Genomic DNA, 22,007 nt, shown 5'->3' with positions numbered 1-22,007 from the left:
ACCTCGAGCCTCAGTTTTCTCGCTCTTGTCGCCGTTTGCCGCGATTCCTTACGCGCAGGCAACGAAAACAAACGTAAAAACATTGACGTGCCCGCGTGGGGGCCTTACGTCCTTACCACCCGCGCGCGCTTTGCTTTCGGTCAATTTAGAATGTTTCTAAGTTGCCCGAGGAAATTCGTCAACTATAAACCGCGCCCGGGTTTACAACGGACGCAAAGCGGGCCGAACCGGGCCGCAATGCGCACGACAGACTGCCGCGACAGGCGCCCGAAGTGATTTTTCGCCGGCGCCACATGAGGAGACAGGGACAAGATGCCCGAAGTGATTTTTCCCGGCCCCGAGGGCCGGCTCGAAGGCCGGTATCACCCGCAGCCGCAAAAAGACGCCCCCATCGCCATCATTCTTCATCCGCATCCGCAATTCGGCGGCACGATGAACAACCGCGTGGTCTATAACCTGCATTACGCGTTCCACAACATGGGCTTCACCGTGCTGCGGTTCAACTTCCGCGGCGTGGGCCGTTCGCAGGGCGAATATGATCAAGGTGTGGGCGAGCTGTCCGATGCTGCCTCCGCGCTCGACTATTTGCAGTCGATGAACCCGAATGCGAAACATTGCTGGGTCGCGGGCTTCTCCTTCGGCGCATGGATCGGCATGCAGCTTCTGATGCGTCGCCCGGAAATCACCGGCTTCGTCTCCGTTGCGCCGCCCGCCAACATGTACGACTTCTCCTTCCTCGCGCCCTGCCCCTCGTCTGGCCTGATCATCAACGGCACCGCCGACCGCGTCGCGCCGCCGAAGGACACGCATACGCTGGTCAACAAGCTGCACGAGCAAAAGGGCATCACCATCACCCACGAGGAAATCGAGGGGGCCGGACACTTCTTTGAAGACCCGCATATGGAAGAGATGATCGGCACCGTGGACCAATATGTCCGCCGCCGTCTGACCGAGAACACCCGCTAAAGAGGTTTTGTTATGGGGATCATGGAGGATCTCGCCGACGATCTGGCGAAAGACACAATCGCAGCGCTCGATATCATTCAGGATGAACAGCTTATCCAGGACGTGTCGCGCGTGCTCGGTGCCTCCTCGATCACCACGCAAGAAGCCTTCATGACAGCGGCCCGTGTGCGCCTTGCTGAAAAGCGCGCACGGGAGTACCTGATGAAACGCATCACCGAGGCCAAGTCCGGCCTCGAAGCTTCCGCCCCCCCTCCCGGCGCGGAAGACGACATCGAATACTAGACAGAGACACATGCCCAAAGACAGCGCTTCCCCCCGCCTCGACGCCCAATACGCCTTTCTGATGGAGGCCGACCGGCTCAAGACGGTGGAGCGCGCCAACCAGCTGATGAACCGGTCGCGGTTCGAGAACTCCGCCGAACACAGCTGGCATGCCTGTCTCCTCGCCTTCCTTTGCGCCCCTCTCGCAGCCCCCGGCGTCGATCTGAACCGCGCCATCGAGATGCTGATCCTGCATGACATTGTCGAGGTGGACGCGGGCGATCACCCGATCCACATTCTCTACGACACCGATCAAATCGCGGCGCAGGAAAAAGCCGCCGCCGCACGCATCTACGGCCTGCTCCCCGACGACCTTTCCGCCCGCTACCGCGCGACTTGGGAAGAGTTCGAAGCGATGGAGACCCCGACCGCACGCTTTGCCAAGGCGGTCGATTATCTCGCCCCCGCCTTACAAAGCATCGGCGCGCCCGAACAGCTTGAGGAGGAGCGCGAGATCGTCGGCGGCAACCTGCATCGGGGTCGCGCGGTGAAAGCCAAGGACATTCTGCCGGAGCTGTTCGAGTTCACCCGCGCCGCCTTCGAGAACGAGACGACCGATCCGATCCTCGCCCAACGCTTTGCGTTCTGGTGTGAGGCGGACAGGCTCAAATCCGTCTACCGCGCCACGCCGATTGCCGACGGATCGCGCAAGGAAAACACCGGCGAACACAGCTGGCACATCATGCTCTACGCGCTGACCCTCGCCGATCACGCGCAAGAGGGTGTCGATATCGCCCTCGCGCTCAAAATGCTCCTGCTGCACGACATTGTCGAAGTGGACGCCGGCGACACGCCGATCCACGGCGCGGTAACGCCGGAAGCCCAGAAAGCGCAGGAAGATGCCGAACAGCAAGCCGCCGATCGCCTGTTCGGGCTTCTCCCCGGCGATCAAGGCCCGATGTTCCGCGCGATCTGGGAAGAGTTCGAGGCCGCAGAGACCCCCACCGCCATCTACGCCAAATCCATCGATCGGGTGCAGCCCGTGCTGCACAACCTGTCGGACGATGGCGGCTCATGGCGGACCTATGACGTCAAACTGCACCAGCTCGACAGCCGTGTCGGCGTCAAAATCGCACGTGGCTGCCCGAAGCTCTGGCCCTACATTCGGAGCCAATGCGAACCTTGGTTCGTCGCCCGCGGCGCGCTTTGACAACTCCCGCACGGACAAACCTCGCATGAGTATTTGAGCCGCAAAGGAAACACGCCCGTCCCCTTTGCTGTTCAAAATACTCAGAATCCGTAGATACCCGCGAATTTCTCTTCGAGATAATCGAGCAGCGGCGTTTCTGAGGGCGCGAAGCCACAGGCATGCACAATCGTGTCACGCGGCTCACGCAGCCCGCCGAACTGTTGCAGGTACTCCTTGAGCCAGCCCGTCGCCCCTGAGGTGTCGCCTTTGACGAGTTGCGCATCGAGGTCAGGAATATCGCCGCGCAGCGCCTTGTGCAGGCATCCGGCGTAGACATTGCCGAGGGAGTAGGTCGGGAAATAGCCGAACAGCCCCACCGGCCAGTGCACATCCTGAAGGCAGCCGTTGGAGATCTTGTCCACCTTGACGCCGAAATCGGCCTCGAAACAGCTGTCCCAAGCCTCCGGCAGATCGGCGATGTCGAGCGAACCGTTGATGATCTGACGTTCCAGATCGAAACGCAGCAGGACATGAAGATTATATTGCACCTCATCGGCTTCCGTCCGGATATAGCCCGGCGTGACGAGGTTGATCGCCGCATAGAAGGCGTCCGGCGTGTCGATGCCGAAGTCACCGAACGTGTCCCGCATTTGACCGAAGAGATATTCGGTGAAGGCGCGCGAACGGCCCAGCTGGTTCTCGTAAATCCGCGACTGGCTTTCATGCACGCCCATGGAGACGCCAGCCCCGAGCGGGGTCAGAAGGTAATCGCGGGAGATGTTCTGTTCATAACAGGCGTGGCCGACCTCGTGGATCGTCGAATAGATCGAATTGAACGGGTCGTCAGGATTGGTCCGGGTGGTGATCCGCGCATCCAGACCGGAGCCGGACGAGAACGGGTGCACCGCCTTGTCGATCCGCCCGTGATCGAAATCGTACCCAAAGGTGCCCGCCAGCATGCCGGTCAGCGCCATTTGCTTGTCTTCGTCAAAGGTGCCGGTGAGGCCCTTCGGCTGGGGCGCGCCCATGATCTTGTCCCGCAAAGCCACGAGACGCGGGCGCAGCGCGCCGAACATGGCCTCCAACTCAGCGCCGGACGAGCCGGGTTCATAATCCTGATGCAGCGCATCCCAGAGATCGACGTGATCCGTGCCTTCCTTGAGCGCGGCGGCCTCTTCGCGGCGCAGTTTGACCACTTCCTCAAAGGTCGGCGCGAAATGGGCAAAATCGTCGCGCGCCCGCGCTTCCGCCCAGATGCCCTGAGCGACCGAGGTCACGCGCGCCAGCTCAGCGGCGAGATCGGCAGGCACCTTCGTGTTGCGCGCGTAAGACCGGCGGGTGTGTCGCATCACGGCCTTGCCCAGATCATCGAGGGTCTCGTCATCGATCTGGCTCAGCCATTCCCCAAGCTGCGGATCGACCCGGCGCGCGTGCAGCACGCTTTCGATGGCGGCGAATTCCTCGCCCCGTTGCTCAGCCGCACCGCGCGGCATGACGGTTTCCTGATCCCAAGACAACCGTCCCGCAATCTGGCCGAGGGCTTCGGTGGTGCGCACATAGGCAAACAGATCGTCATAAGCACTCATTTTCAAACCTCTCGGATTACGCGGAACGGATGTATTGGGTTTGCGGGTATTGCGACAGGAAGCGCGCGCGGGAAATCACCACGAACAGGGCCACAGCACCGATCTGGTGGCTGATCCCCAAGGCCAGCGGAGCGCCGTGCAGAAGCGTCGTGATGCCGAGGATCACCTGAAGCGCCAGAACCGCCGCCATCAGGTTGAACGCGCCGACCGTCGTCCGGTTCGCGGATTTGCGGCCCTTGAGCCAAGCCACGATCCCGAAGATGAACAGCAGATAGCCCGCCATACGGTGCATGAATTGCACGGTCGCCGGGTTCTCGAAGAAATTGCGCCAGATCGGTTCGATATAGAACGGATCCGGCGGCAGGAATTGCCCGCCCATCAGCGGCCAGTCGGTATAGCCCCGCCCCGCATCGATCCCGGCGACCAAAGCGCCCAGAAGGATTTGCAGGAAGGCGAGATGCAGCATCCCCGTCGACATGCCGAACAATTTCGCATCCTTGGCCCGCCGCGCCTGCATCAATTCCGCCTCGGACCGCCCGAGCAGAAGGACATACCACGCGATAAAGCCCAGAATAATGAACGCCAGCCCAAGGTGAGTGGCCAAACGGTAAGAGGCCACATCCAACTTGTCGCCGCTCAGACCGGAGGACACCATCCACCAGCCGATCGCCCCCTGAAGCCCGCCAAGGGCGCCGATGAAGATCAGCCGTTTGTGCCAGCCGGTCGGCACTTTGCGCGCGACGGCAAAGCCGAGATAGCCAAAGAACCACACCACGCCGATCACACGGCCCAGTTGGCGGTGGCCCCATTCCCACCAGTAGAGCGATTTAAACTCGGAAAGGCTCATACCTTCATTCTGGAGTTTATACTCCGGAATTTGCTGATATTTCTCGAACTCACCCTGCCAGGCGACATCACTGAGCGGCGGCACCGCGCCGGTGACGGGTTTCCACTCCGTGATCGACAGGCCGCTGTCGGTCAGACGCGTCAGACCGCCGACGGCGATCATCGCCATGACCAAGGCGAAAAGCACCATGAGCCAGAGTCGAATGCCCTTGCGCGCTCCGGTGCCACCCTTCTCGATCAGCCCGCCCTTGGGCGTGTCTTTCGGCTTCTGGTCCGTTTCGACGTCCTCGAAAATGCTGCGTTTTCCAGCCATGGGTGCCTCTTGTCGTTGCTTGGGGGTGAACCTAGGCAGGCGCGGCGGCAAGGGCAAGCAGGATCACGCCAAAAAGCACGGTCCCGCGGCACTCTGTCCCTCGGCGCAATGGCCGATTGGCTCCTGTGACAAAGATCGCTCAGAAGCCAAGTCTGGCTCTATGACACCTATGTCACTTAACAGCGCCACCCGCCCCATAATAGGACAAGGCCACGAAGATCGCGCCCATAGCAAATCCGCTTTGAGAAAAGCGACATGCACGAGATGGTGATCGGAGAAATCTTCTAATGCTCGACGGAAACCGTCGGCATGACCGTTCATGCTTTTGTCTCAGGCCCGAATGCGGGTCGTTAACGAGCAGAAGAGGACACAAGTTATGAAATTCGCATCCAAATCCCTGATCGCCGTCGCGCTGAGTGCGCTTATGGTCGCCGCTCCCGTGGCAAGCTTTGCCCAAGGCCAAGCCCCGGCACACCAGCAACAGGCGCAAGGCCAATACTACGTGAAACCCGGCGTGACGCTGAACGGTCGTTCCGGTCCGGGAACCAATTTCGGCAAGGTGAGCGCGCTCAAGGGTGGCACCCAATTGCAGATCGTCAAGAAACAAGGCGACTGGGCACAGGTGAAAGTTGATGGCGGCTCGCTGATTTGGGTGGCTCTGAGCTATCTGACGCAATCCGCGCCTCAGGCCCAGAAAGCTGCACCGCAACAAGCCAAACCCGCGCCGCAGCCGCAAAAGCCGCGCCCGTAAGAGCAAATTTCTAGGAAACGAGGAGCGCGGGTCTTACCCGCGCTCTTTCCAGCGCTTCATCTGGCGCATCATGCCATGGAAGACCTGCACATCCGCCTTGGTCAGCGGCATCCGCGACCACAAATTGCGCAGCACCATTTTCATCCCATCCGCTTTTTCCGGCGGAAAGAAAAACCCGGCCTGATCCAGCACGTCTTCGTAGTGATCCCCGAGTTTTTCGACCTCGATATGGCCCGCCCATTCGGTTTTGGCCATTTCCATCACCTCAGGCACAACCTCCGTCGTCTGACGGCCCCATTCATAAGCAGTCAGAAGCACTGCCTGCGCGAGGTTCAGAGACGGGAACTCCGGGTTCACCGGCACTGTGACGATGGCATTCGCCTCGACCACATCCTCGTTCTCAAGCCCTGCGCGTTCCGGACCGAACATCACCCCGACCTTTTTGCCTTCAGCGACCAAGGCGCGCGCATGTTCCATCGCCCGCTCCGGCGTCATAATCGGTTTGGTGATCCCGCGCATCCGGGCCGTCGTCGCGAACACGAAATCGCAATCGGCCACGGCGTCGCGCACACTGTCGAAATGTCCCGCCTCGTCGAGCAGACGCCCTGCCCCGGACGCCATCGCCACCGCTTTCTGGTTCGGCCAGCCGTCACGCGGCGCAACGACGCGCATCCGATCAAGCCCGAAATTCCACATCGCCCGCGCGGCACCGCCGATGTTCTCGCCCATTTGCGGACGGACGAGGATGAAAGCCGGGGTCGGGCCTTTGAGATCGGACATGATGCGCTCCTGTGACGTTTGGCGCGAAATAGCCGCATTTGGCCGCGCTCGCAAGGCTTCCACCCGATCCATTCATGGGCTATAGCGGGCGAAACTCCGTGAGGTATGCCATGTCCGAGCCGCAAAACGAAAAGCCGCAAATCTATCTTCTGACGCCGAGCACCTTTGTGCCCGAGGACTTCGCGCCGCGTTTGGCCGCCGTACTCGACGCGCATGATGTCGCTTGTGTGCGTCTGGCCCTGGCCTCCAAGGACGAATACGAGCTTGGCAAAGCGGCGGACGCCTGCCGCGAAGTTTGCCACGCCCGCGATGTTGCGATCGTGATCGAAAGCCACGTCGCTCTGGCCGAGCGCCACGGGCTCGACGGGGTTCACCTCAACGACGGCGCCCGCTCCATCCGCAAAGTCCGCAAGGTTCTTGGCGATGACGCCATCGTCGGCTGTTTCTGCGGCGCGTCCCGCCATGACGGCATGACCGCAGGCGAGATCGGCGCGGATTACATCGCTTTCGGCCCGGTGGGCGACACCGAGCTTGGCGACGGCACGAAAGCCCCGCGCGATCTCTTTGAATGGTGGTCGGCCATGATCGAAGTGCCTGTCGTGGCCGAAGGCGCGCTGACGGTCGAGATCGTGAAAGAGCTGACCCCAGTGACCGATTTCTTCGCAGTGGGCGATGAGATTTGGGCGACGGACGATCCCGCGAAAGCGCTCGGCGAGCTGATCTCGGCGATGGGCTAAGCTCCTACACCCCGAGATACTCTTTCGGAATCTCCGGCAACCCGGACCGCACCGCTGCCTCGCAGCGGGCGGCCATTTCCTTGCGATCCTTCACATCTTTCACCGCAATCGGGTCGTGGAAAATCACGTCCACCGCCCCCTGAGGCATGGCTTTGAGCACCTGCACGAGCGAAGGGCCGAACTCCATCTCCCCCCACCAGCCATAGAACCGCACATTCTCACCTTGCGGCGCGATGTAATGGGCGGTCACCGGCTGAATCCACACCTCGTCCCGCAACTCCGGCGTAAAGAAAGCCGCAAACAGCGTCGGTTTGAACGGCAGGACGCGCAGGCTGTCCGACGAGGTGCCTTCCGGGAAAAACAGAAGCTTGTGCCCCATATGAAGCCGCTCTTCAAAGAGACGCTTCTGCTGGGCGGCTTCCTTGCGATCGCGGTTGATGAACACCGTACCAGTGGCCTTCGCCATCGTGCCGATGCCCGGCCAGTTCGCCACCTCGGCCTTGGACACGAAGAAAATACGTTGCACCGCGTTGAACACGAAAATATCGAGCCAGCTCGAATGGTTCGCCACCACCGCGCCGTGATGGCTCATCGGACGGCCTTTGACGGTGAGCTTGATCCCCATCATCCGCAGCGCATTGCGCGACACGAAACGTGGGTAGAAAGACGACCACGGGCGCCGCTTGCCGACCAATAGCGCCTCAACGCCCCGCGTTGCCATCATCAGAACCATGCAGATCAGGATCATCACGATGATCGGCAATCCTCGACGGATGGCGCGGAGAAGACCCCAATTGACGGGATTGGGCGCACTGGGTGGAATACGGCTTTCCCAAAGCGGACCGTTTTGCGCCGCGCTCATGCGGCGCTCTCCTTGGTGTACATCGCGCGTTGGCGCGGAGAGATCATATCCGTGTCGAGGATCAGCAATACGTCGACCGTATTGAACGCCGTATCGACAAAGGCGCCCTCGCCCACGGTACCGCCAAGCCTGAGATAGGCTTTGATCAGCGGCGGAATGCCCAGCATCGCGCGCTTGCGGTCGATCTGATCCTCTTCGATCAGATCCATGCTCTGGTAATGCTCCGGCAGCGCGCGGGCCCGCAACAGGTCCGGCGCGAGGTGGCGGTGATGCAGAAGCGACAGGGCCTCCGCGTGCTGCGCGACATCCGCGCCAAAGAAAGAGGCCGTGCCGAACAAAACGTCATAGCCCTCTTCGATCACATATTTTGCCAGCCCGGCCCACATCTCGAACAGGGCCATGCCGCCACGATATTCCTTGGCGACGCAGGAACGCCCCAGCTCCAGCAACCGCTTGCCAGAGGTTTTCAGCGCCGTCAGATCGTATTCCCCTTCGGAATAGAACCGACCGAGCTTTGCCGCCTTCTCCCCCGACAAAAGCCGGTAGACCCCAACACATTGCTCCAGAGGATCCTCGGAGCGTGTCGGGTCCAGCAACATCAGGTGATCGTAATCCGGGTCGAACTGATCGGCCTCAAGCTGTGCCTCGTGATCGACCATCGCGCCGTCAGATCCAAGCTCTTCGACGAAAACGCGATAGCGCAACCGCTGGGCCGCCCGCAGGTCCGCTGCGGTTTCGGCAAATCTCAACTGATACTGCGACGTCGCGACGTTCATTCGGGTCTCACTGCTCTTTGGTGGGCGGGTTTTAAGATTTTGTTGATTTCGATGCAACAGAGTGGCGACGACGGGCCGCCCCCAAAACTCGCAAAAGTTGCAAGGAGCGCCATTATGAGCAACCATAAGGACATTCTACGGAGCAATTGCCCCGAAATGTCCTTTACTCGAACACCGGAAGGAGCGCCACTCGCCGACTGTCGATCACGACTTTGCCCTGATGTTGAAACATCACGGTTATCTTGCCGTTGATATTCGACTGGACCTGTCCGATGCCCCAGTCATCTTGGCTCGGGTGACGCACCATCTGCCCCGGTTCAAGCATTGCATTGAGATCGTCCATTCTGCGCCTTTCGCAAATTATCCAGACCATTTCTAAAAGACCCGGAGATATTATGTCCCAAGACCTGACACGCGACATCGCAGCCATGATCGGCTCCCGCATCTGCCACGATCTGATCAGCCCGGTGGGCGCGATCTCGAACGGTGTGGAGCTGTTGTCCATGTCAGGCATCGGCTCAGGGCCCGAGTTAAGCCTTATCTCCGAAAGCGTCGAGAATGCAAACGCCCGCGTGAAATTCTTTCGCATCGCCTTCGGCATGGCCAGCCCCGGCCAGATGACCGCCCGCACGGATATGGCGGTCATTCTGCAAGCCATCGCCACCTCCCGCCTCAGCTATGACTGGACCCCGTCCGCGGACCTGCCGCGCGAGGAGGTCAAACTGGCCTGTCTGATGATGATGTGTCTGGAAACCGCCCTGCCGCGCGGTGGCGAAATAAAGATCAGCTATACAGGCGAACAATGGCAAATCCGCGCCAGCGGGCAACGTCTGGAACCTGCGCCCGATCTCTGGGCCCGGCTCGGCAAAGTCACTGCGCCGCAGGGTCTCAAACCCTCCGATGTGCAATTCCTTCTGGCCCCGTTGCAGGCCGAAGCACTCGGTCGGCGGATCACCCATAGCTCGGGCGACAATGTGATTTCACTCTTTGCCTAAAGCGTTCGACCAAAAACCTGAAACACAGCTTTTGGCCGAACGCCGTGCAACATATGAACGTCGCACGCGCCCAGCCTGTATCTGATGTCTCAGGTTAAAGGCCGGACGCTTTAAACCAAAACGCAAAAGGCGCGCGGGACACTCCCCGCGCGCCTTTCGTTTTCATTGCAGTGTGAATACTTTGCCACGTTGTAAAATCAGCTGCGCACAGAGCCGTCAGAGGTCACAAGATATTTGAAGCTTGTCAGCTGCTCGGCGCCAACCGGGCCGCGCGCATGCATCTTGCCCGTGGCAATGCCAATCTCCGCGCCCATCCCGAACTCACCGCCATCGGCGAATTGCGTCGAGGAATTGTGCATCAGGATCGCACTGTCGAGATGCGAGAAGAACTGATCGACGTTCTCCGGCGTCTCGGAAATGATGCAATCTGTGTGAGAGGAGGAATAGCGCTGGATATGCTCAATCGCCTCGGCCTCATCCGCCACGACTTTCGCGGCGATGATGCTGTCGAGATATTCGCGCCCCCAATCCTCTTCGGTGGCGGGCGTCACAGCATCGACCATGCCTTGCACAGCCGCATCGCCGCGCACTTCGACACCTTTGTCCGTCAGGGCGGCAATCAGATCACGACCCAGCGTGTCGGCAATGTCCTTATGGATCAAAAGACATTCCGCCGCGCCACAAATCCCCGTCCGGCGGGTTTTCGCATTGAGCACGACCTTCATCGCCTTCTCGGGATCAGCAGAAGCATCGACGAAAATATGCACGATGCCCTCAAGGTGAGCGAACACGGGCACACGCGCCTCGCGCTGCACCAGCCCGACAAGCCCCTTGCCGCCACGGGGCACGATGACGTCGATGTAATCGGTCATATGCAGCATCTCGGTCACCGCCGCACGGTCACGGGTCGGAACGCGCTGAATCGCATCCTCGGGCAAACCTGCCGCTTTCAGCCCTTCAACGAGACAGGCATGGATCGCACCGGAGCTGTGGAAGCTCTCTGAACCGCCGCGCAGGATCACGGCGTTCCCGGCCTTGAGGCAGAGCGCGCCAGCATCCGCCGTCACGTTCGGGCGGCTTTCATAGATCACCCCGATCACCCCAAGCGGCGTGCGCACGCGCTTGATATGCAAACCATTGGGACGATCCCATTCGGTTATCACATCACCCACCGGGTCTTTCTGCGCCGCGATGGCTTTCAGCCCTTCGATCATGCCCTGAATACGGGTTTCGTCGAGCTTGAGCCGGTCCATCATCGCATCGGTCAGGCCCTTCTCGCGGCCAAACGCGAGGTCTTTCTCATTCGCTGCGATGATCTCTGCACGGTTCGCCCAAAGCGTATCCGCCGCCGCCAAAAGGGCTTTTTCTTTCGCCTCGGAGGAGGCCGTCGCAAGCGCGCGGGCCGCAGCTTTCGCGCGTTTGCCCAGCTCGTTCATCGTCTCTTTCACGTCAATATCGGTCATGTCACCAAATCGTCTCTATGAATCAAAGCGGCCCGGCCGGGATAGCCAAGGATCGCCTGTATGTCTTCGGAATGCGCGCCTTTGATGGCTTCCGCCTCATCCGAGGTGTAGCGCGACAGCCCGAGCCCGATGCGCGCCCCGTCAGGCCCGAGCACGACGACTGGTTCGCCGCGGCCAAAATGGCCAACAACCTCCTCGACGCCGACGGGCAACAGGGATTTCCCTTTGGCAAGCGCCGAGACGGCCCCCGCATCGATATAGATCTCGCCCTTCGCCTTCATCGCGCCGATCCAGCGCTTGCGGGCATGATCCGGGTCTTCTGTGGCAAGGAACCAAGTCGCCCGTGCGCCATGCTCCAAGGCTTTGAGCGGACGCTCTTTCGAGCCTTCGGTGATCACCATGGTGCAGCCGCCCGCAATCGCGGTCTTCGCGGCCATCACCTTGGTCTTCATGCCCCCTTTCGAGACGCCGGAGACGGGCTCGCCCGCCATATCCTCGATCTCATGGGTGATCTGTTCCACCACGGGCAAATGCACCGCGTTCGGGTCCACCGAGGGGTTCGCCGTATAAAGCCCGTCCACATCGGACAAAAGCACCAGACGATCCGCTCCGACGGTCACGGCGATATTGGCCGCCAGACGGTCGTTGTCGCCATAGCGGATTTCATCCGTGGCCACCGTGTCGTTCTCGTTGACGATCGGCACAGCGCCCAAAGTCAAAAGCGCATCCAGAGTGGCGCGCGAGTTCAGATAACGGCGACGATCCGCGCTGTCTTCCAGAGTGAGCAAAATCTGCGAGGTGGTGATGCCATGCGGCTCCAGCACCTCCTGATACGCCCGCGCGAGGCGAATTTGGCCGACGGAGGCCGCAGCCTGCGACTGCTCCAGCGGCAGTTCACCGGAGGGCAGATGCAAAAGGCTCCGCCCCAGAGCGATAGAGCCGGAGGAGACAAGGATCACATCCGCGCCCTGAGATTTCAGCATGGCGACGTCTTGCGCCAGCCCTTCAAGCCAGTGCGCACGCAGCTCGCCCTGTTCGACCAAAAGAGCCGAACCGATCTTGATCACAATGCGTTTTGCATCCTGCAGAGATGGGATCAGGGTTGCCAAGGCTGATCGTCCTCGTCCTCGCCCTCTTCTTCTTTCTTGATCCGAAGACGGTCCATGGAAATCTCGGCCTTGAGCGCACGGAGCACCGTATCGACACCTTCGCGCGAGACGCCCGACATGGTGTAGACCCGCCCGCCAGACGCCTCTTGCAGAGCTTTCAACTTTTCCTCCACCTCTTCGGGCAGAAGGCTGTCGACCTTGTTCAGGACCGTCACACGCGGCTTGTCGCCGAGAATATGCGAGTAATTGCTGATTTCCGTCACGATGGTCTCGTAATCGGCGACGACATCCTCAGACGTGCCGTCGATCAGATGCAACAGCACCGCGCAGCGCTCGACATGACCAAGGAAGAGATCGCCAAGCCCACGGCCCTCAGACGCACCTTCGATCAGGCCGGGAATATCCGCGACAACGAATTCCGCCCCATCAATGCCCACGACCCCAAGGTTCGGGTGCAGCGTTGTGAAAGGATAATCCGCGATTTTCGGACGCGCGTTGGACGTCACCGACAGGAAGGTCGATTTGCCGGCGTTCGGCAGGCCCAAAAGCCCCGCATCCGCGATCAGTTTCAGACGCAGCCAGATGGTGCGATCAATACCGGGCTGGCCCGGGTTCGCCTTGGCGGGGGCTTGGTTCGTCGAGGTCTTGAACCGTGCGTTGCCCCAACCGCCATTGCCGCCCTTGGCGAGCACGAATGTCTGCCCCACTTCGGTCAGATCGGCGATCACCGTTTCTTCGTCCTCATCAAGCACTTCGGTGCCCTCGGGAACGCGCAGGATGATGTCATTGCCATCCTTGCCGGTGCGATTGTTGCCCATGCCGGACTGCCCGTTTTGGGCAAAGAAGTGCTGTTGATAGCGGAAGTCGATCAGCGTGTTCAGCCCGTCGACCACCTCGATGATCACAGAGCCGCCTTTGCCGCCGTCACCGCCATTCGGGCCACCGTATTCGATGAATTTCTCACGCCGGAAGGAGACACAGCCGTTCCCGCCAGAGCCGGAGCGAATATAAACCTTGGCAAGATCGAGGAATTTCATAGGTCTTGTCCTTTTCTACTCCGATCCCATGTCGATAGACCGAAGGCTTTCGGGCAGATGTATCTTGCCCTCGCGTTAAACTCAATTGCCGTTTCGCGCCTCAAACGCCTTACGGGTCAGATGCATGTCGATCCGCGCGACCTCTGCGCCCCGCGCGAGGCTAAAACTGCGCGATGTGCCCGTCTCCACGAACCCCATGGCGCGGAGCACTTTGGAGGAGCGGGCATTCTCCGTGAAATACCCAGCGCCTATGCCGTCATGCCCCGCTGCGAAATAGGCGCTCAGGACCGCCTCTGCCGCCTCCGGCATAAGCCCCTGCCCCCAATACGCCCGCCCGAGCCAATACCCGAGCTCCCCCTCGCACCCGATGGTGCCGACATTCCGCCCCTGATACTCGACCCCAAAGACAAAAGCCTTGGCCGCCACCCGTCGCGTGAACCAGTTCGCATCATGAACAGAATACGGATAAGGAACACGGGTGAGCCATTTGCTTACCTCAAAGTCGTTCAGATTGCGCACAACATCGGTGGCATCCTCGGGCCGCAAGCGGCGCAGGATCAATCGGCGGGTTGTCAGGATTTTGTCAGTCATCGGGGTCTTCCTGAGAGGTGACCCCGATCAGGGGCCGTCAGAGTTTGCGCAAATAGGTCCAGGTTGGAACATGCGAACCGCGCGCCACGGAATAGGTTTCCGCATCGCCGATATATTCGAACCCGGCAGCGGTCACGACGCGAGCAGAGGCCTGATTGTCCTGGAAAATTTCCGCGAACATGGTCTTGGCACCCATTGGGTTGGCCTCCACCATCGCTTTGAGCGCCGCGCGGGCCAAACCGGTGCCCCAGAAGGCCGGTGCCACCCAAAACGCCACTTCGCATTGATCGCGATCCAGCGGCTTGAGCGAAATCACCCCAAGCACCTCGGACAGACCTTGCGCGGAACCATCGAGAATCCAGACCTTTTCCTCGGTCTCAGGCTTCAACGAGCGGGAAACAAAGGCTTCCGTCGCGCCCGGCGGCATCGGATGCGGCAAGGAACGCGAATTGCGCGCCACGCGGACATCGCTCACATACATGTTGAGAAGGCCTGCATCAGAGCGGCGCGGCGGGCGCAGCACAAAGCGCTCCGTCTCGATCACGGCTTGCGTGCCATGTTCCAGCCTGTCGTCTACAAAATCCATTCTCATCTCTCTTTCCTCCAACCGTGCCGTCTCTCGCCCCCTCCCGAAGACGATCCGTCACGCATCGCATGCGATGCAGGACCGGCCCGCCGTGTCGCAAAAGACGTTGCGCAAGGCGCGCAGATTGCCAGTCCAATACGACAGTCGTGTTAACCACATGTAACAGCTGCGGCGACACGAAGGCACATTTGGCCAAATTTTATGTTTCTTTTCAAGCTTTCCGTTGCATTCGCAGCGAAACGGCACTCGAAAACTGAAGCGTAAAAACGTGAAAAGGGACCGGCTTTCGCCGATCCCTCTGATTTTCTAACCTTGTCGAGGTCGGCTTACTCAGCGGCCTCCGCCACCGGAAGCACGTCGATAAAGGTGCGTTTTTTCAGGCCCTTGCGGAAGGTCACAGTGCCGTCCGTGGTTGCAAAGATCGTGTGATCTTTACCAAGGCCAACGCCTTCGCCCGGCCAGAACTTGGTGCCGCGCTGACGCACGATGATGTTGCCAGCGATAGCGGACTGACCGCCGTAGAGTTTGACGCCGAGACGGCGACCTGCGGAGTCGCGACCGTTACGGGACGAACCGCCTGCTTTTTTGTGTGCCATGGTGTTCTCTCCTTAACGTGTCTTACTTGGCCAGTTCTTTGGCCTGTTCAACCCAGCCTTCGCGCTCGATGCGGCCTTTGAAGGACAGCTTCTCGTCGAATTCTGCGATGTCGGCTTCGGACCATGCGGCGATCTGAGCGAAAGAGGTGACGCCAGCGGCGAGCAGCTTTTTCTCCAGAGCCGGACCCACGCCGGACAGTTTTTTCAGATCGTCTGCGCCAGCAGCGGCCGGGGCCTCAGCTTTCGCGGCAGCTTTCTTCGGAGCAGCTTTCGGAGCGGCGGCCGGAGCAGCGGCAACGGAACCTGCACCAACAGCAGCTTTGACACCGGTCGCATCGGCACCCGCTTCGAGGATGTCGGTGATTTTCAGCAGGGTGAGCTGCTGACGGTGGCCTTTTTTGCGCTGCGAAGAGTGCTTACGGCGACGTTTGACGTAGTGGATGAGTTTCTCACCCTTGATCTGGTCGATGACTTCGGCTTGCACGCCGGCGCCTGCCACGAAGGGCGCGCCGATGGTGGAGCCAACCATCAGAATCTCGTTGAACTGGACTTTTTCGCCAGCATCAGCAGCAAGTTTCTCAACGCGCAGAACGTCACCCGCCTGCACCTTGTATTGCTTACCGCCAGTTTTCAGAACCGCAAACATGCAGTCTTCCTTTCGATATACCCGCGTCCTGTGGCCCCGGTCTGCTTTGAATATCAAAGCGTTCCGATGTTGGTTGCCTCGAACGGCGCGCCCCTCGGAGGGGACGAGATTGTCATGAAAGATGCCCGCTGGCGGAAAGGGTTCCGACAATAAGACATCACCCGGTCAAGCCCAATGGACCGCCGGGTGCGCGGTATATCGGGAATCATTGGTAAAAAGTCAAGTCCGCAGTGTGGCCTGACAAAGGAAAGCTCAGCTGTTCAGAGCTGCTCGCCTTCATATTGCTGCATCAGCGTGGCCGTCCCGGCCCCGAGACCGCGCGACAATTGCTCATACACCGCATCGAAAGAGGCGAAAAGCGCAGAATTGAGCTCCTGCCCCGCTTTGGTCCGCGCGAAATCGACATAGGCTTTGAACTCTTCATCCGACAGGGTTTCATACGCCAATGTCGAGAACCCGTAGACCCATTCAGAGACATCAGCCCGCACGTCCGGTTCGCTGGCCCAAATCTGGTTGAGAAGATCGCGATCCGTCAGCCCGTCCTCCATCTCGAAACCTTCGTTCCAGAGGCCCTGATAATAGGCGATATCACTGTTCATCGCGCCGACCACGTTCATCTCAACGAGATCGTTGACCTGCACGTAATCCTCAATCAGCTGCGCGCGCTTCGTGTCCGGATCCAGCTCAGCCCAAGCCTGCCCCGCCGCAGCCTGCGCCGCGTCATCGGACATGGCGCGCCGCGTATCAAGCTCCAACCGGGCGATCCGTTCGCCGAGATCGGTGGAGAAAAACGCCACCATCGCCTTGAGATCACAGCCATCGAGCGATGCTGCCATTTCGTCATGGAAGGCCTGCGTCATGACATCCGGGTCGTAAAGCCGGGTCAACATGCCGGACCACGCAGGCTTCGGCACCCCATAGCCCGCATCCGCGAAATCCTCGGCCATGCCCTGCCCTTCCTGAGACAGAACAGAGACCACCTCGTCAAACAGCATGGCATCCATCAGCTGATCAAGCTCTGCCTCATCGACCTCTGCCGAGGCAGCAAAGGGAACCGTGAGCGCGAGTGAGAACGCGGCCAGCGTCCGAAACACGGCCCGCCCGAACAGGTTCGTCTCGGAGAATTTGGTGACAGACATATCAGTCATAGCGACCCTTTCCCGGCTTGATCTTGCCAAATCAGCTAAACAAAGAGTTGCCTCCGGGACAAGCCGCGACGGGAAAATGTTACTCACCGGCGAAATTTCGCGACGTCTGGTCAAGTGAATTGCTTAAAAGAATGTCACGAAAAGGGGTTGCGCCCGCCGCGCGGCGCGGATAAATCACCCGCCACCAGACCCCCGCGGAGAGGTGCCGGAGTGGTCGAACGGGGCGGTCTCGAAAACCGTTGTCCCTTTACGGGGACCCAGGGTTCGAATCCCTGTCTCTCCGCCATTTATCGCCCCCGTACGATAGACAGCACTTGCTGTCTAATGTCCCGTAAAAAGTTCGGTATGCTCGGGCCTGATTTCGTTTCATTCTTCGATCCAAGAATGACAGGAAGCCAAATGCAAACCCCAAAGCACCCAACCCTGTACAGACAGCGGTCATTTCGTTATGCATCTTAGTGTTGCTTAACAATATAGAGCCAGCGCATATTCCGCGATCGTCTTGCCCGGGGGGGCTTACATTTGGCTTCTCAGATCCAAACGCCCACAAAGCGCGGTTCTACCCCTGTCATCAGCCTGTCCCACTTGGGCGGCGCGATGCCAGACAAATACGTCCTGAGCTGTTTCGCGGAAATCTGGCGAGAGATGGGCCTGACCGTAAATGTCGGCTCTGAGTTCACAGAGGATGCCGATCTTTGCATTCTTCATCACGACCTCACACGCTTGCCCCACGAAAGCTTGCCAAAGGCCCCAAATGCGGTCCCGGTGTTGAACGGAGAAGTGCTCGACATTTCCAAGCGCCGCTATTCTTCTCTATGCCTGAAACCCGGTGACGATTGGGACGGTCCCGTCATCGTCAAATCAAACCTCAATCATTTCGGCGGCCCGGAACAGCGTCACCTGCCGAAACTTACGCAATGGCGCAAGAAGGCGCAGCGCAGTCTGGCACGGCTCAACTGGGATCTGGCGCGCAGCCTGCCGAAGAAAACTTACCCCGTGCTCGACGGCATCCACAAAGTGCCGAATTGGGTCTGGGACCAGGAAGATTTGCTCGTCGAACGGTTCATGCCGGAACGCGAGGGGGAGCATTATTGCCTGCGCGGTTGGCTGTTCTTCGGCTCCGCCAGCTACGGCTATCGGTTGATCGCGACCGATCCGCTGGTCAAGGTACGCACCATGGTGCGGTACGAATATCTCGACGAGGTGCCGCCGGAACTCGAACGTCTGCGCAAGGAAATGAACTTCGACTTTGGCAAGTTCGATTATGTCATGCACGACGGGCGCGCCGTGTTGCTGGACGCCAACAAGACCCCAAGCTTCGCGGGCGACCGCAGATCCGAACGTATTTTGCGGCTCGCTCAGGCGGTGCAGCAGTTTCTGCCATGATCGCTTTGGCCCCGCTTTCCCTGTCTGTACCCGACACGACCCTCTGCCCGGACAATGCCGCCTTTATGGCGCGCACAGATTTGGAACAGACCCGAATGCTGGGATATACGCCCTTCAATCTGGATGCTGTGACAACATTCCTCCTCGGGCTATTGGGGAATCGCGCAACGGTGCGCCACATCTGCGGCACCACGGATGAAATCCTGCGCTTCCTCACCGAGGCCGGGCTGTCGATCACTGAGGACATGCACCGCTATGAAAACGGTGCAGAGGCCGAGACGATTGCCGACAGATTGGTATCAGAGGGCAAAAAGCTGTTCTGGCCCTATCCCTTGCGCGCCGGGCGGTTCACGGACGCCGCGCATCTGGTCCCCCCTGCGCTTTGGGCCAGCCTCAACAGCAAGACCACCCTGCCCGATCTTGTTCCGTCTGATGCCCTCGCCCCACGGCGTCAGTACGCCACAGAGGCGCTCGCACACGGGGTTGAACTGCCTGCCTACATCAAGGCCGGAGGGACGGAGGCGACAGGCTGGGGCTATGCGGTGCAATATTGCGAGACTGCCGAGCAGGTCGCCAAGGCACAGGCTGAGTTCGCCGACAAAAGCATCGACACCGTGATCTCCGAGGCCGCGATGCCCGTGCTCCGCTGCTGGTGCGTCAATCTCGCGGTCATGGCGGACGGTGTGCACGTCCTCGGCGCTGCGGAACAGACCTTCTCCGCCCCTGCACGCCAACTCGGGAGCGTGATCGACCCGGATCACCTATTTCCGACGGAGGGCCACGCGCTCGCGCTCACCGTTGCAGAGGCCGCTCGAAAGCGCGGTTTCCTCGGCGTCTGCGGGCTCGATATCGGACAAACGCCCGAGGGGCGCTTCATCGTGTTCGATCCGAATTTCCGGTTCAACTCCTCGACGCCGCAAGTCCTGCTACATCCAGCGGCCACCGCGCGCAGCGGGCTGAAGCTCAGCCAATCTTTCGGCGGCAAAACAAATTCATCCGTGACGGCTCTGATTGATCGCGTCAAAGGCCCCGTTGAGGACGGTTGGTTCGTTCCGACGCGCCTGATTGACGGAAGCCTCCTCCCTGCGGCAGAGGGGATCAGCCATTGCACGGGCTTCGTCCTCGCCGACACCCGCGCAGAGGCAGAGACGCGGAGCCGCCTGCTTCAGTCGTTGATCGACAGCTGAGCCAAGGCGTCATCGCGCATCGGGATCACATCACCCATCCGCGACACAAACCTGCCACTGGGTTCCAAGCCCTTCGCCCCCAACTTCCACCACATCCCCCGCGCGCAGATAGCGCGGCGGGGTCAACTGATCCCCCGCCACATCCTGAATGTGGTCCGACAGATCGCGCAGCCGTCCCTTGCCGTCGATCAGTCCCGGATTTTCCGCACCAGTCTCGCTAAAACGCACCAGTTTCATGAGCCTCTCCCCTCTTTGCTTGCCCCTTTCACGACCTGTCTGCGGCGATGAGAAAAGAGGCAATCGGGGCGCATAAAGAGTTTACCTTTCATGGCCTTGCCTGTCCCGCTCAAATCGCGAATGTAGGGGCACGCTCATCCCGGAGGCCCGATGTCCAAAGCTCAGACCCGTCACGCCGCGCTCGCGCTCATCCTCGGCACGGTGTTTTTCCTGTTCGAATTCGTCGCCCGGATTTCGCCCTCCACAGCGACGGAGGCCATCACGGCGGATCTCGGCCTCACGAAAGCCCAGCTCGGGGTATTTTCGTCCCTGTTCTTCTGGGTCTACGCGCCGATGCAGATCGTCGTCGGCCTGCTCCTCGACCGTTGGGGCGCGCGGCGGTTCGTCGTGCCCGCCATTGCGCTTTGCGCGGGGGGCATCGCGCTTGTTGGCACGGCGCCGAATGCCTTTATCGCTGGCGCCGGGCGGCTGATGACCGGATTTGGTGCGTCATTCGCCTTTGTCGGTGCGCTCTATGTCGTGAACCACTGGTTCGCGCCGAAACGCTTCGCACTTTTGTCGGGCATCGTGAACGCGGTCGGCATGCTTGGCACGGCGATTGGCGTTGTCTGGCTCACCGCGCTGACCGAAACGGCAGGCTGGCGGTCGAGCTTTATCGGCATCGGTCTGTTCGGCGGCGCACTTTTCGTTCTCGCGCTCCTGTTCTACCGCGATGCGCCGTCTTCCGGGGACACAGAAACCCACGCCAACCCGCTTGGCCCGCTGCGCCAGATCGTCAAAAGCCCGCAGGTCTGGCTTTTGTCCATCGTCGGCGCGCTGGTCTATATGCCAATCAACGTCTATGGCGGGCTTTGGGGCAATGAGGAGCTGACCGCCGATCACGCCCTGACCTCTGTGTCTGCCGAGACCGCCGTGTCGATGGTGTTTTGGGGCATGGCGGCAGGATCGGTGCTGTGGGGCGCGGTTTCCGACGCTCTGGGCCACCGCAAATGGATCGTCTTCGGCGGGGCCGTTGCCGCCACCCTCGCCTGGGCCGCTGTCATTTTCACAAGCATCCAGACCGTTTGGCTCCTGTCTCTGGCGCTGTTTCTGGGCGGGCTGTTCTGCGGGGCGCAAATGCTGACCTTCGCGATGGCCAAAGAAGGACAGGATCAAAGCACGGTCGGGACGGTCACCGCTTTCGTCAACATGATCGGGATCGGTGCGGCGCTGGTGTTCCAGCCTTTGGTCGGATGGCTTCTCGACCTCTCGGGTGGGGATCACGCTTTGGCGCTCTCCTCGGTTCCGATCTGCCTTGGCACGGCGGCCCTGCTCGTACTTCTGCTCAAAGAACCCGACCAGCCGCACTTGCAGGGCGGGAAAGAGCACCCCTGAACATCCTTTGTATTTTTCAGAGTGATCTTTAGCTGTCGCTCGCCACTCTCAGCGCCTCACATCCGCCCTGCGGCAGCAACATATCGGGATTGGGCAGGGTCAAAAGCGCTTCCAAACCGGCGTTGTCCTCGACCAAATCCTGCAGGGTCATGTCATCAAGCACGCCGTAAAACGCCTCCAGCGCAGCTTTGAGCGCCACGCGCAACCGGCATACGCCTTGCAACGGACATGTGTTGCCGGTCTCTGCAAAACATTCCGCAAAAGGCACGCCCGCCTCAAAATGGCGAAAGACATCCCCAAGAGAAATCTTGTCCGGCGTCCGCGCCAAGACAATGCCCCCGGCCCGACCCCGCGTCGTGTCGATATAGCCCCCTGCGGCAAGCAGATGCACCACCTGTGCCAGATGGTTTTCAGAGGCATTCGCCGCTTTGGCGATCCCGGCCCGGCGGATCATATGACCTTCGTTCACGGCACAGGCCATCAGAACGCGCATGGCTAGATTGGTTCGGATCGTCAACCGCATCTTGCTATCCTATTTGCTATCAAAAGGCTTCAAATCCACGGCAGGGTAAAAGCGATCCCCCG

General features: G+C 60.2%; 25 protein-coding genes and 1 tRNA gene. 10 read left to right on the top strand and 16 right to left on the bottom strand.

Features of this window, described 5'->3' with window-relative positions; genetic code table 11:
* Positions 1 to 312 precede the first annotated feature (312 nt).
* Genes ACYBHZ_RS07100 through ACYBHZ_RS07090 form a run of 3 tightly spaced genes read left to right on the top strand, consistent with a single transcriptional unit; the run spans position 313 to position 2,437 of the window.
* Positions 313 to 966 carry an alpha/beta hydrolase gene (locus tag ACYBHZ_RS07100; protein WP_460273559.1) on the top strand — a complete coding sequence of 218 codons (654 nt, stop codon included), beginning with the start codon at positions 313 to 315 and terminating at the stop codon, positions 964 to 966.
* Positions 967 to 978: 12 nt separating this feature from the next.
* Positions 979 to 1,248 carry a hypothetical protein gene (locus ACYBHZ_RS07095; protein ID WP_460273558.1) on the top strand — a complete coding sequence of 90 codons (270 nt, stop codon included), beginning with the start codon at positions 979 to 981 and terminating at the stop codon, positions 1,246 to 1,248.
* Positions 1,249 to 1,258: 10 nt separating this feature from the next.
* Positions 1,259 to 2,437: an HD domain-containing protein gene (locus ACYBHZ_RS07090; RefSeq protein WP_460273557.1), complete on the top strand. Its 1,179-nt coding sequence runs from the start codon at positions 1,259 to 1,261 to the stop codon at positions 2,435 to 2,437.
* An 80-nt stretch (positions 2,438 to 2,517) separates the two neighbouring features.
* Here ACYBHZ_RS07090 and ACYBHZ_RS07085 read toward each other — a convergent pair whose 3' ends face one another.
* Both ACYBHZ_RS07085 and ctaA read right to left on the bottom strand, forming a co-directional pair.
* Positions 2,518 to 4,002: a carboxypeptidase M32 gene (locus tag ACYBHZ_RS07085; RefSeq protein ID WP_460273556.1), complete on the bottom strand. Its 1,485-nt coding sequence runs from the start codon at positions 4,000 to 4,002 to the stop codon at positions 2,518 to 2,520.
* A 16-nt stretch (positions 4,003 to 4,018) separates the two neighbouring features.
* Entirely contained in the window at positions 4,019 to 5,161 is a 1,143-nt protein-coding gene (ctaA, locus tag ACYBHZ_RS07080) for a heme A synthase (RefSeq protein WP_460273555.1), read from the bottom strand.
* 376 nt (positions 5,162 to 5,537) lie between these two features.
* Between ctaA and ACYBHZ_RS07075 the strand changes: the two genes are divergently transcribed.
* Positions 5,538 to 5,912, top strand: a complete 375-nt coding sequence (locus ACYBHZ_RS07075; protein ID WP_460273554.1) for an SH3 domain-containing protein — start codon at positions 5,538 to 5,540, stop codon at positions 5,910 to 5,912.
* A gap of 33 nt (positions 5,913 to 5,945) precedes the next feature.
* Here ACYBHZ_RS07075 and ACYBHZ_RS07070 read toward each other — a convergent pair whose 3' ends face one another.
* Positions 5,946 to 6,692 (bottom strand): RNA methyltransferase, encoded by a 747-nt coding sequence (locus tag ACYBHZ_RS07070; protein WP_460273553.1) that lies wholly within the window; start codon positions 6,690 to 6,692, stop codon positions 5,946 to 5,948.
* Positions 6,693 to 6,802: 110 nt separating this feature from the next.
* On the opposite strand from ACYBHZ_RS07070, the gene ACYBHZ_RS07065 reads away from it, so the two are divergent.
* Positions 6,803 to 7,429 carry a thiamine phosphate synthase gene (locus ACYBHZ_RS07065; RefSeq protein ID WP_460273552.1) on the top strand — a complete coding sequence of 209 codons (627 nt, stop codon included), beginning with the start codon at positions 6,803 to 6,805 and terminating at the stop codon, positions 7,427 to 7,429.
* Between the two features lie 4 nt (positions 7,430 to 7,433).
* Here the strand turns inward: ACYBHZ_RS07065 and olsA are convergent, their stop codons facing one another.
* The 3 genes from olsA to ACYBHZ_RS07050 all read right to left on the bottom strand — a co-directional run bounded on the left by olsA (position 7,434) and on the right by ACYBHZ_RS07050 (position 9,410).
* Complete coding sequence (gene olsA / locus ACYBHZ_RS07060; protein ID WP_460273551.1) at positions 7,434 to 8,291, bottom strand: lyso-ornithine lipid O-acyltransferase; 858 nt, start codon at positions 8,289 to 8,291, stop codon at positions 7,434 to 7,436.
* Positions 8,288 to 9,067 carry an L-ornithine N(alpha)-acyltransferase gene (gene olsB, locus ACYBHZ_RS07055; protein WP_460273550.1) on the bottom strand — a complete coding sequence of 260 codons (780 nt, stop codon included), beginning with the start codon at positions 9,065 to 9,067 and terminating at the stop codon, positions 8,288 to 8,290. The genes olsA and olsB overlap by 4 nt, the downstream gene beginning before the upstream one ends.
* Before the next feature lie 163 nt (positions 9,068 to 9,230).
* Positions 9,231 to 9,410 carry a DUF3553 domain-containing protein gene (locus ACYBHZ_RS07050; RefSeq protein ID WP_460273549.1) on the bottom strand — a complete coding sequence of 60 codons (180 nt, stop codon included), beginning with the start codon at positions 9,408 to 9,410 and terminating at the stop codon, positions 9,231 to 9,233.
* Positions 9,411 to 9,462: 52 nt separating this feature from the next.
* Between ACYBHZ_RS07050 and ACYBHZ_RS07045 the strand changes: the two genes are divergently transcribed.
* Complete coding sequence (locus tag ACYBHZ_RS07045; protein WP_460273548.1) at positions 9,463 to 10,062, top strand: histidine phosphotransferase family protein; 600 nt, start codon at positions 9,463 to 9,465, stop codon at positions 10,060 to 10,062.
* A 197-nt stretch (positions 10,063 to 10,259) separates the two neighbouring features.
* On the opposite strand, the gene ACYBHZ_RS07040 is transcribed toward ACYBHZ_RS07045, so the two are convergent.
* From ACYBHZ_RS07040 to ACYBHZ_RS07005, 8 genes are all read right to left on the bottom strand, one after another.
* Complete coding sequence (locus tag ACYBHZ_RS07040; protein ID WP_460273547.1) at positions 10,260 to 11,525, bottom strand: glutamate-5-semialdehyde dehydrogenase; 1,266 nt, start codon at positions 11,523 to 11,525, stop codon at positions 10,260 to 10,262.
* Entirely contained in the window at positions 11,522 to 12,634 is a 1,113-nt protein-coding gene (proB, locus tag ACYBHZ_RS07035; RefSeq protein WP_460273546.1) for a glutamate 5-kinase, read from the bottom strand. Before proB ends, ACYBHZ_RS07040 begins: the two co-directional genes overlap by 4 nt.
* Positions 12,622 to 13,671, bottom strand: coding sequence for a GTPase ObgE (gene obgE / locus ACYBHZ_RS07030; protein WP_460273545.1), 1,050 nt, complete (start codon positions 13,669 to 13,671; stop codon positions 12,622 to 12,624). The genes proB and obgE overlap by 13 nt, the downstream gene beginning before the upstream one ends.
* An 81-nt stretch (positions 13,672 to 13,752) precedes the next feature.
* Positions 13,753 to 14,262 (bottom strand): GNAT family N-acetyltransferase, encoded by a 510-nt coding sequence (locus tag ACYBHZ_RS07025; RefSeq protein ID WP_460273544.1) that lies wholly within the window; start codon positions 14,260 to 14,262, stop codon positions 13,753 to 13,755.
* A 37-nt stretch (positions 14,263 to 14,299) separates the two neighbouring features.
* Positions 14,300 to 14,854: a GNAT family N-acetyltransferase gene (locus ACYBHZ_RS07020; RefSeq protein ID WP_460273543.1), complete on the bottom strand. Its 555-nt coding sequence runs from the start codon at positions 14,852 to 14,854 to the stop codon at positions 14,300 to 14,302.
* Positions 14,855 to 15,174: 320 nt separating this feature from the next.
* Positions 15,175 to 15,444, bottom strand: coding sequence for a 50S ribosomal protein L27 (rpmA, locus tag ACYBHZ_RS07015; RefSeq protein ID WP_460273542.1), 270 nt, complete (start codon positions 15,442 to 15,444; stop codon positions 15,175 to 15,177).
* Positions 15,445 to 15,466: 22 nt separating this feature from the next.
* On the bottom strand, positions 15,467 to 16,090 hold the full coding sequence (locus ACYBHZ_RS07010) for a 50S ribosomal protein L21 (protein ID WP_460273541.1): 624 nt from the start codon (positions 16,088 to 16,090) through the stop codon (positions 15,467 to 15,469).
* 260 nt (positions 16,091 to 16,350) lie between these two features.
* Positions 16,351 to 17,238 carry a DUF2059 domain-containing protein gene (locus tag ACYBHZ_RS07005; RefSeq protein WP_460273540.1) on the bottom strand — a complete coding sequence of 296 codons (888 nt, stop codon included), beginning with the start codon at positions 17,236 to 17,238 and terminating at the stop codon, positions 16,351 to 16,353.
* A 196-nt stretch (positions 17,239 to 17,434) separates the two neighbouring features.
* Here ACYBHZ_RS07005 and ACYBHZ_RS07000 point away from each other — a divergent pair.
* The 3 genes from ACYBHZ_RS07000 (at position 17,435) to ACYBHZ_RS06990 (ending at position 19,811) form a co-directional block, all read left to right on the top strand.
* Positions 17,435 to 17,524: transfer RNA gene (locus ACYBHZ_RS07000), tRNA-Ser, on the top strand.
* A 311-nt stretch (positions 17,525 to 17,835) separates the two neighbouring features.
* The gene (locus ACYBHZ_RS06995) at positions 17,836 to 18,624 is read left to right on the top strand and encodes a hypothetical protein (protein WP_460273539.1); all 789 of its coding nucleotides are present in this window, start codon (positions 17,836 to 17,838) and stop codon (positions 18,622 to 18,624) included.
* Positions 18,621 to 19,811: a hypothetical protein gene (locus tag ACYBHZ_RS06990; protein ID WP_460273538.1), complete on the top strand. Its 1,191-nt coding sequence runs from the start codon at positions 18,621 to 18,623 to the stop codon at positions 19,809 to 19,811. The genes ACYBHZ_RS06995 and ACYBHZ_RS06990 overlap by 4 nt, the downstream gene beginning before the upstream one ends.
* Positions 19,812 to 19,841: 30 nt before the next feature.
* Here ACYBHZ_RS06990 and ACYBHZ_RS06985 read toward each other — a convergent pair whose 3' ends face one another.
* Positions 19,842 to 20,048 carry a hypothetical protein gene (locus ACYBHZ_RS06985; RefSeq protein ID WP_460273537.1) on the bottom strand — a complete coding sequence of 69 codons (207 nt, stop codon included), beginning with the start codon at positions 20,046 to 20,048 and terminating at the stop codon, positions 19,842 to 19,844.
* 150 nt (positions 20,049 to 20,198) lie between these two features.
* Here ACYBHZ_RS06985 and ACYBHZ_RS06980 point away from each other — a divergent pair, with 150 nt between their 5' ends.
* A complete protein-coding gene (locus ACYBHZ_RS06980) occupies positions 20,199 to 21,422 on the top strand; it encodes an MFS transporter (RefSeq protein WP_460273536.1) in 1,224 nt (407 codons plus the stop codon).
* A gap of 28 nt (positions 21,423 to 21,450) precedes the next feature.
* Here ACYBHZ_RS06980 and ACYBHZ_RS06975 read toward each other — a convergent pair whose 3' ends face one another.
* The gene (locus ACYBHZ_RS06975) at positions 21,451 to 21,945 is read right to left on the bottom strand and encodes an RrF2 family transcriptional regulator (RefSeq protein WP_460273535.1); all 495 of its coding nucleotides are present in this window, start codon (positions 21,943 to 21,945) and stop codon (positions 21,451 to 21,453) included.
* Positions 21,946 to 22,007: the final 62 nt, after the last annotated feature.

The organism is Celeribacter sp. ULVN23_4 (genome assembly GCF_054788345.1).
The sequence above is the reverse complement of the archived record's forward strand: the minus strand, read 5'-3'. Positions and strand labels throughout refer to the sequence as shown.

Excerpts from the sequence above, each read along its gene's own strand:
- obgE (WP_460273545.1), bottom strand. The coding sequence starts at position 13,671 with ATGAAATTCCTCGATCTTGCCAAGGTTTATATTCGCTCCGGCTCTGGC.
- ctaA (WP_460273555.1), bottom strand. The coding sequence starts at position 5,161 with ATGGCTGGAAAACGCAGCATTTTCGAGGACGTCGAAACGGACCAGAAG.
- ACYBHZ_RS07025 (WP_460273544.1), bottom strand. The coding sequence starts at position 14,262 with ATGACTGACAAAATCCTGACAACCCGCCGATTGATCCTGCGCCGCTTG.
- ACYBHZ_RS07045 (WP_460273548.1), top strand. The coding sequence starts at position 9,463 with ATGTCCCAAGACCTGACACGCGACATCGCAGCCATGATCGGCTCCCGC.
- ACYBHZ_RS06995 (WP_460273539.1), top strand. The coding sequence starts at position 17,836 with ATGCCAGACAAATACGTCCTGAGCTGTTTCGCGGAAATCTGGCGAGAG.
- ACYBHZ_RS07050 (WP_460273549.1), bottom strand. The coding sequence starts at position 9,410 with ATGGACGATCTCAATGCAATGCTTGAACCGGGGCAGATGGTGCGTCAC.
- ACYBHZ_RS07065 (WP_460273552.1), top strand. The coding sequence starts at position 6,803 with ATGTCCGAGCCGCAAAACGAAAAGCCGCAAATCTATCTTCTGACGCCG.
- ACYBHZ_RS07095 (WP_460273558.1), top strand. The coding sequence starts at position 979 with ATGGGGATCATGGAGGATCTCGCCGACGATCTGGCGAAAGACACAATC.
- ACYBHZ_RS07085 (WP_460273556.1), bottom strand. The coding sequence starts at position 4,002 with ATGAGTGCTTATGACGATCTGTTTGCCTATGTGCGCACCACCGAAGCC.
- ACYBHZ_RS06990 (WP_460273538.1), top strand. The coding sequence starts at position 18,621 with ATGATCGCTTTGGCCCCGCTTTCCCTGTCTGTACCCGACACGACCCTC.
- ACYBHZ_RS07040 (WP_460273547.1), bottom strand. The coding sequence starts at position 11,525 with ATGACCGATATTGACGTGAAAGAGACGATGAACGAGCTGGGCAAACGC.
- ACYBHZ_RS07070 (WP_460273553.1), bottom strand. The coding sequence starts at position 6,692 with ATGTCCGATCTCAAAGGCCCGACCCCGGCTTTCATCCTCGTCCGTCCG.
- olsB (WP_460273550.1), bottom strand. The coding sequence starts at position 9,067 with ATGAACGTCGCGACGTCGCAGTATCAGTTGAGATTTGCCGAAACCGCA.
- ACYBHZ_RS07005 (WP_460273540.1), bottom strand. The coding sequence starts at position 17,238 with ATGACTGATATGTCTGTCACCAAATTCTCCGAGACGAACCTGTTCGGG.
- ACYBHZ_RS07090 (WP_460273557.1), top strand. The coding sequence starts at position 1,259 with ATGCCCAAAGACAGCGCTTCCCCCCGCCTCGACGCCCAATACGCCTTT.
- ACYBHZ_RS07075 (WP_460273554.1), top strand. The coding sequence starts at position 5,538 with ATGAAATTCGCATCCAAATCCCTGATCGCCGTCGCGCTGAGTGCGCTT.
- ACYBHZ_RS07100 (WP_460273559.1), top strand. The coding sequence starts at position 313 with ATGCCCGAAGTGATTTTTCCCGGCCCCGAGGGCCGGCTCGAAGGCCGG.
- ACYBHZ_RS07020 (WP_460273543.1), bottom strand. The coding sequence starts at position 14,854 with ATGAGAATGGATTTTGTAGACGACAGGCTGGAACATGGCACGCAAGCC.
- olsA (WP_460273551.1), bottom strand. The coding sequence starts at position 8,291 with ATGAGCGCGGCGCAAAACGGTCCGCTTTGGGAAAGCCGTATTCCACCC.
- rpmA (WP_460273542.1), bottom strand. The coding sequence starts at position 15,444 with ATGGCACACAAAAAAGCAGGCGGTTCGTCCCGTAACGGTCGCGACTCC.
- ACYBHZ_RS06975 (WP_460273535.1), bottom strand. The coding sequence starts at position 21,945 with ATGCGGTTGACGATCCGAACCAATCTAGCCATGCGCGTTCTGATGGCC.
- ACYBHZ_RS06980 (WP_460273536.1), top strand. The coding sequence starts at position 20,199 with ATGTCCAAAGCTCAGACCCGTCACGCCGCGCTCGCGCTCATCCTCGGC.
- ACYBHZ_RS07010 (WP_460273541.1), bottom strand. The coding sequence starts at position 16,090 with ATGTTTGCGGTTCTGAAAACTGGCGGTAAGCAATACAAGGTGCAGGCG.
- ACYBHZ_RS06985 (WP_460273537.1), bottom strand. The coding sequence starts at position 20,048 with ATGAAACTGGTGCGTTTTAGCGAGACTGGTGCGGAAAATCCGGGACTG.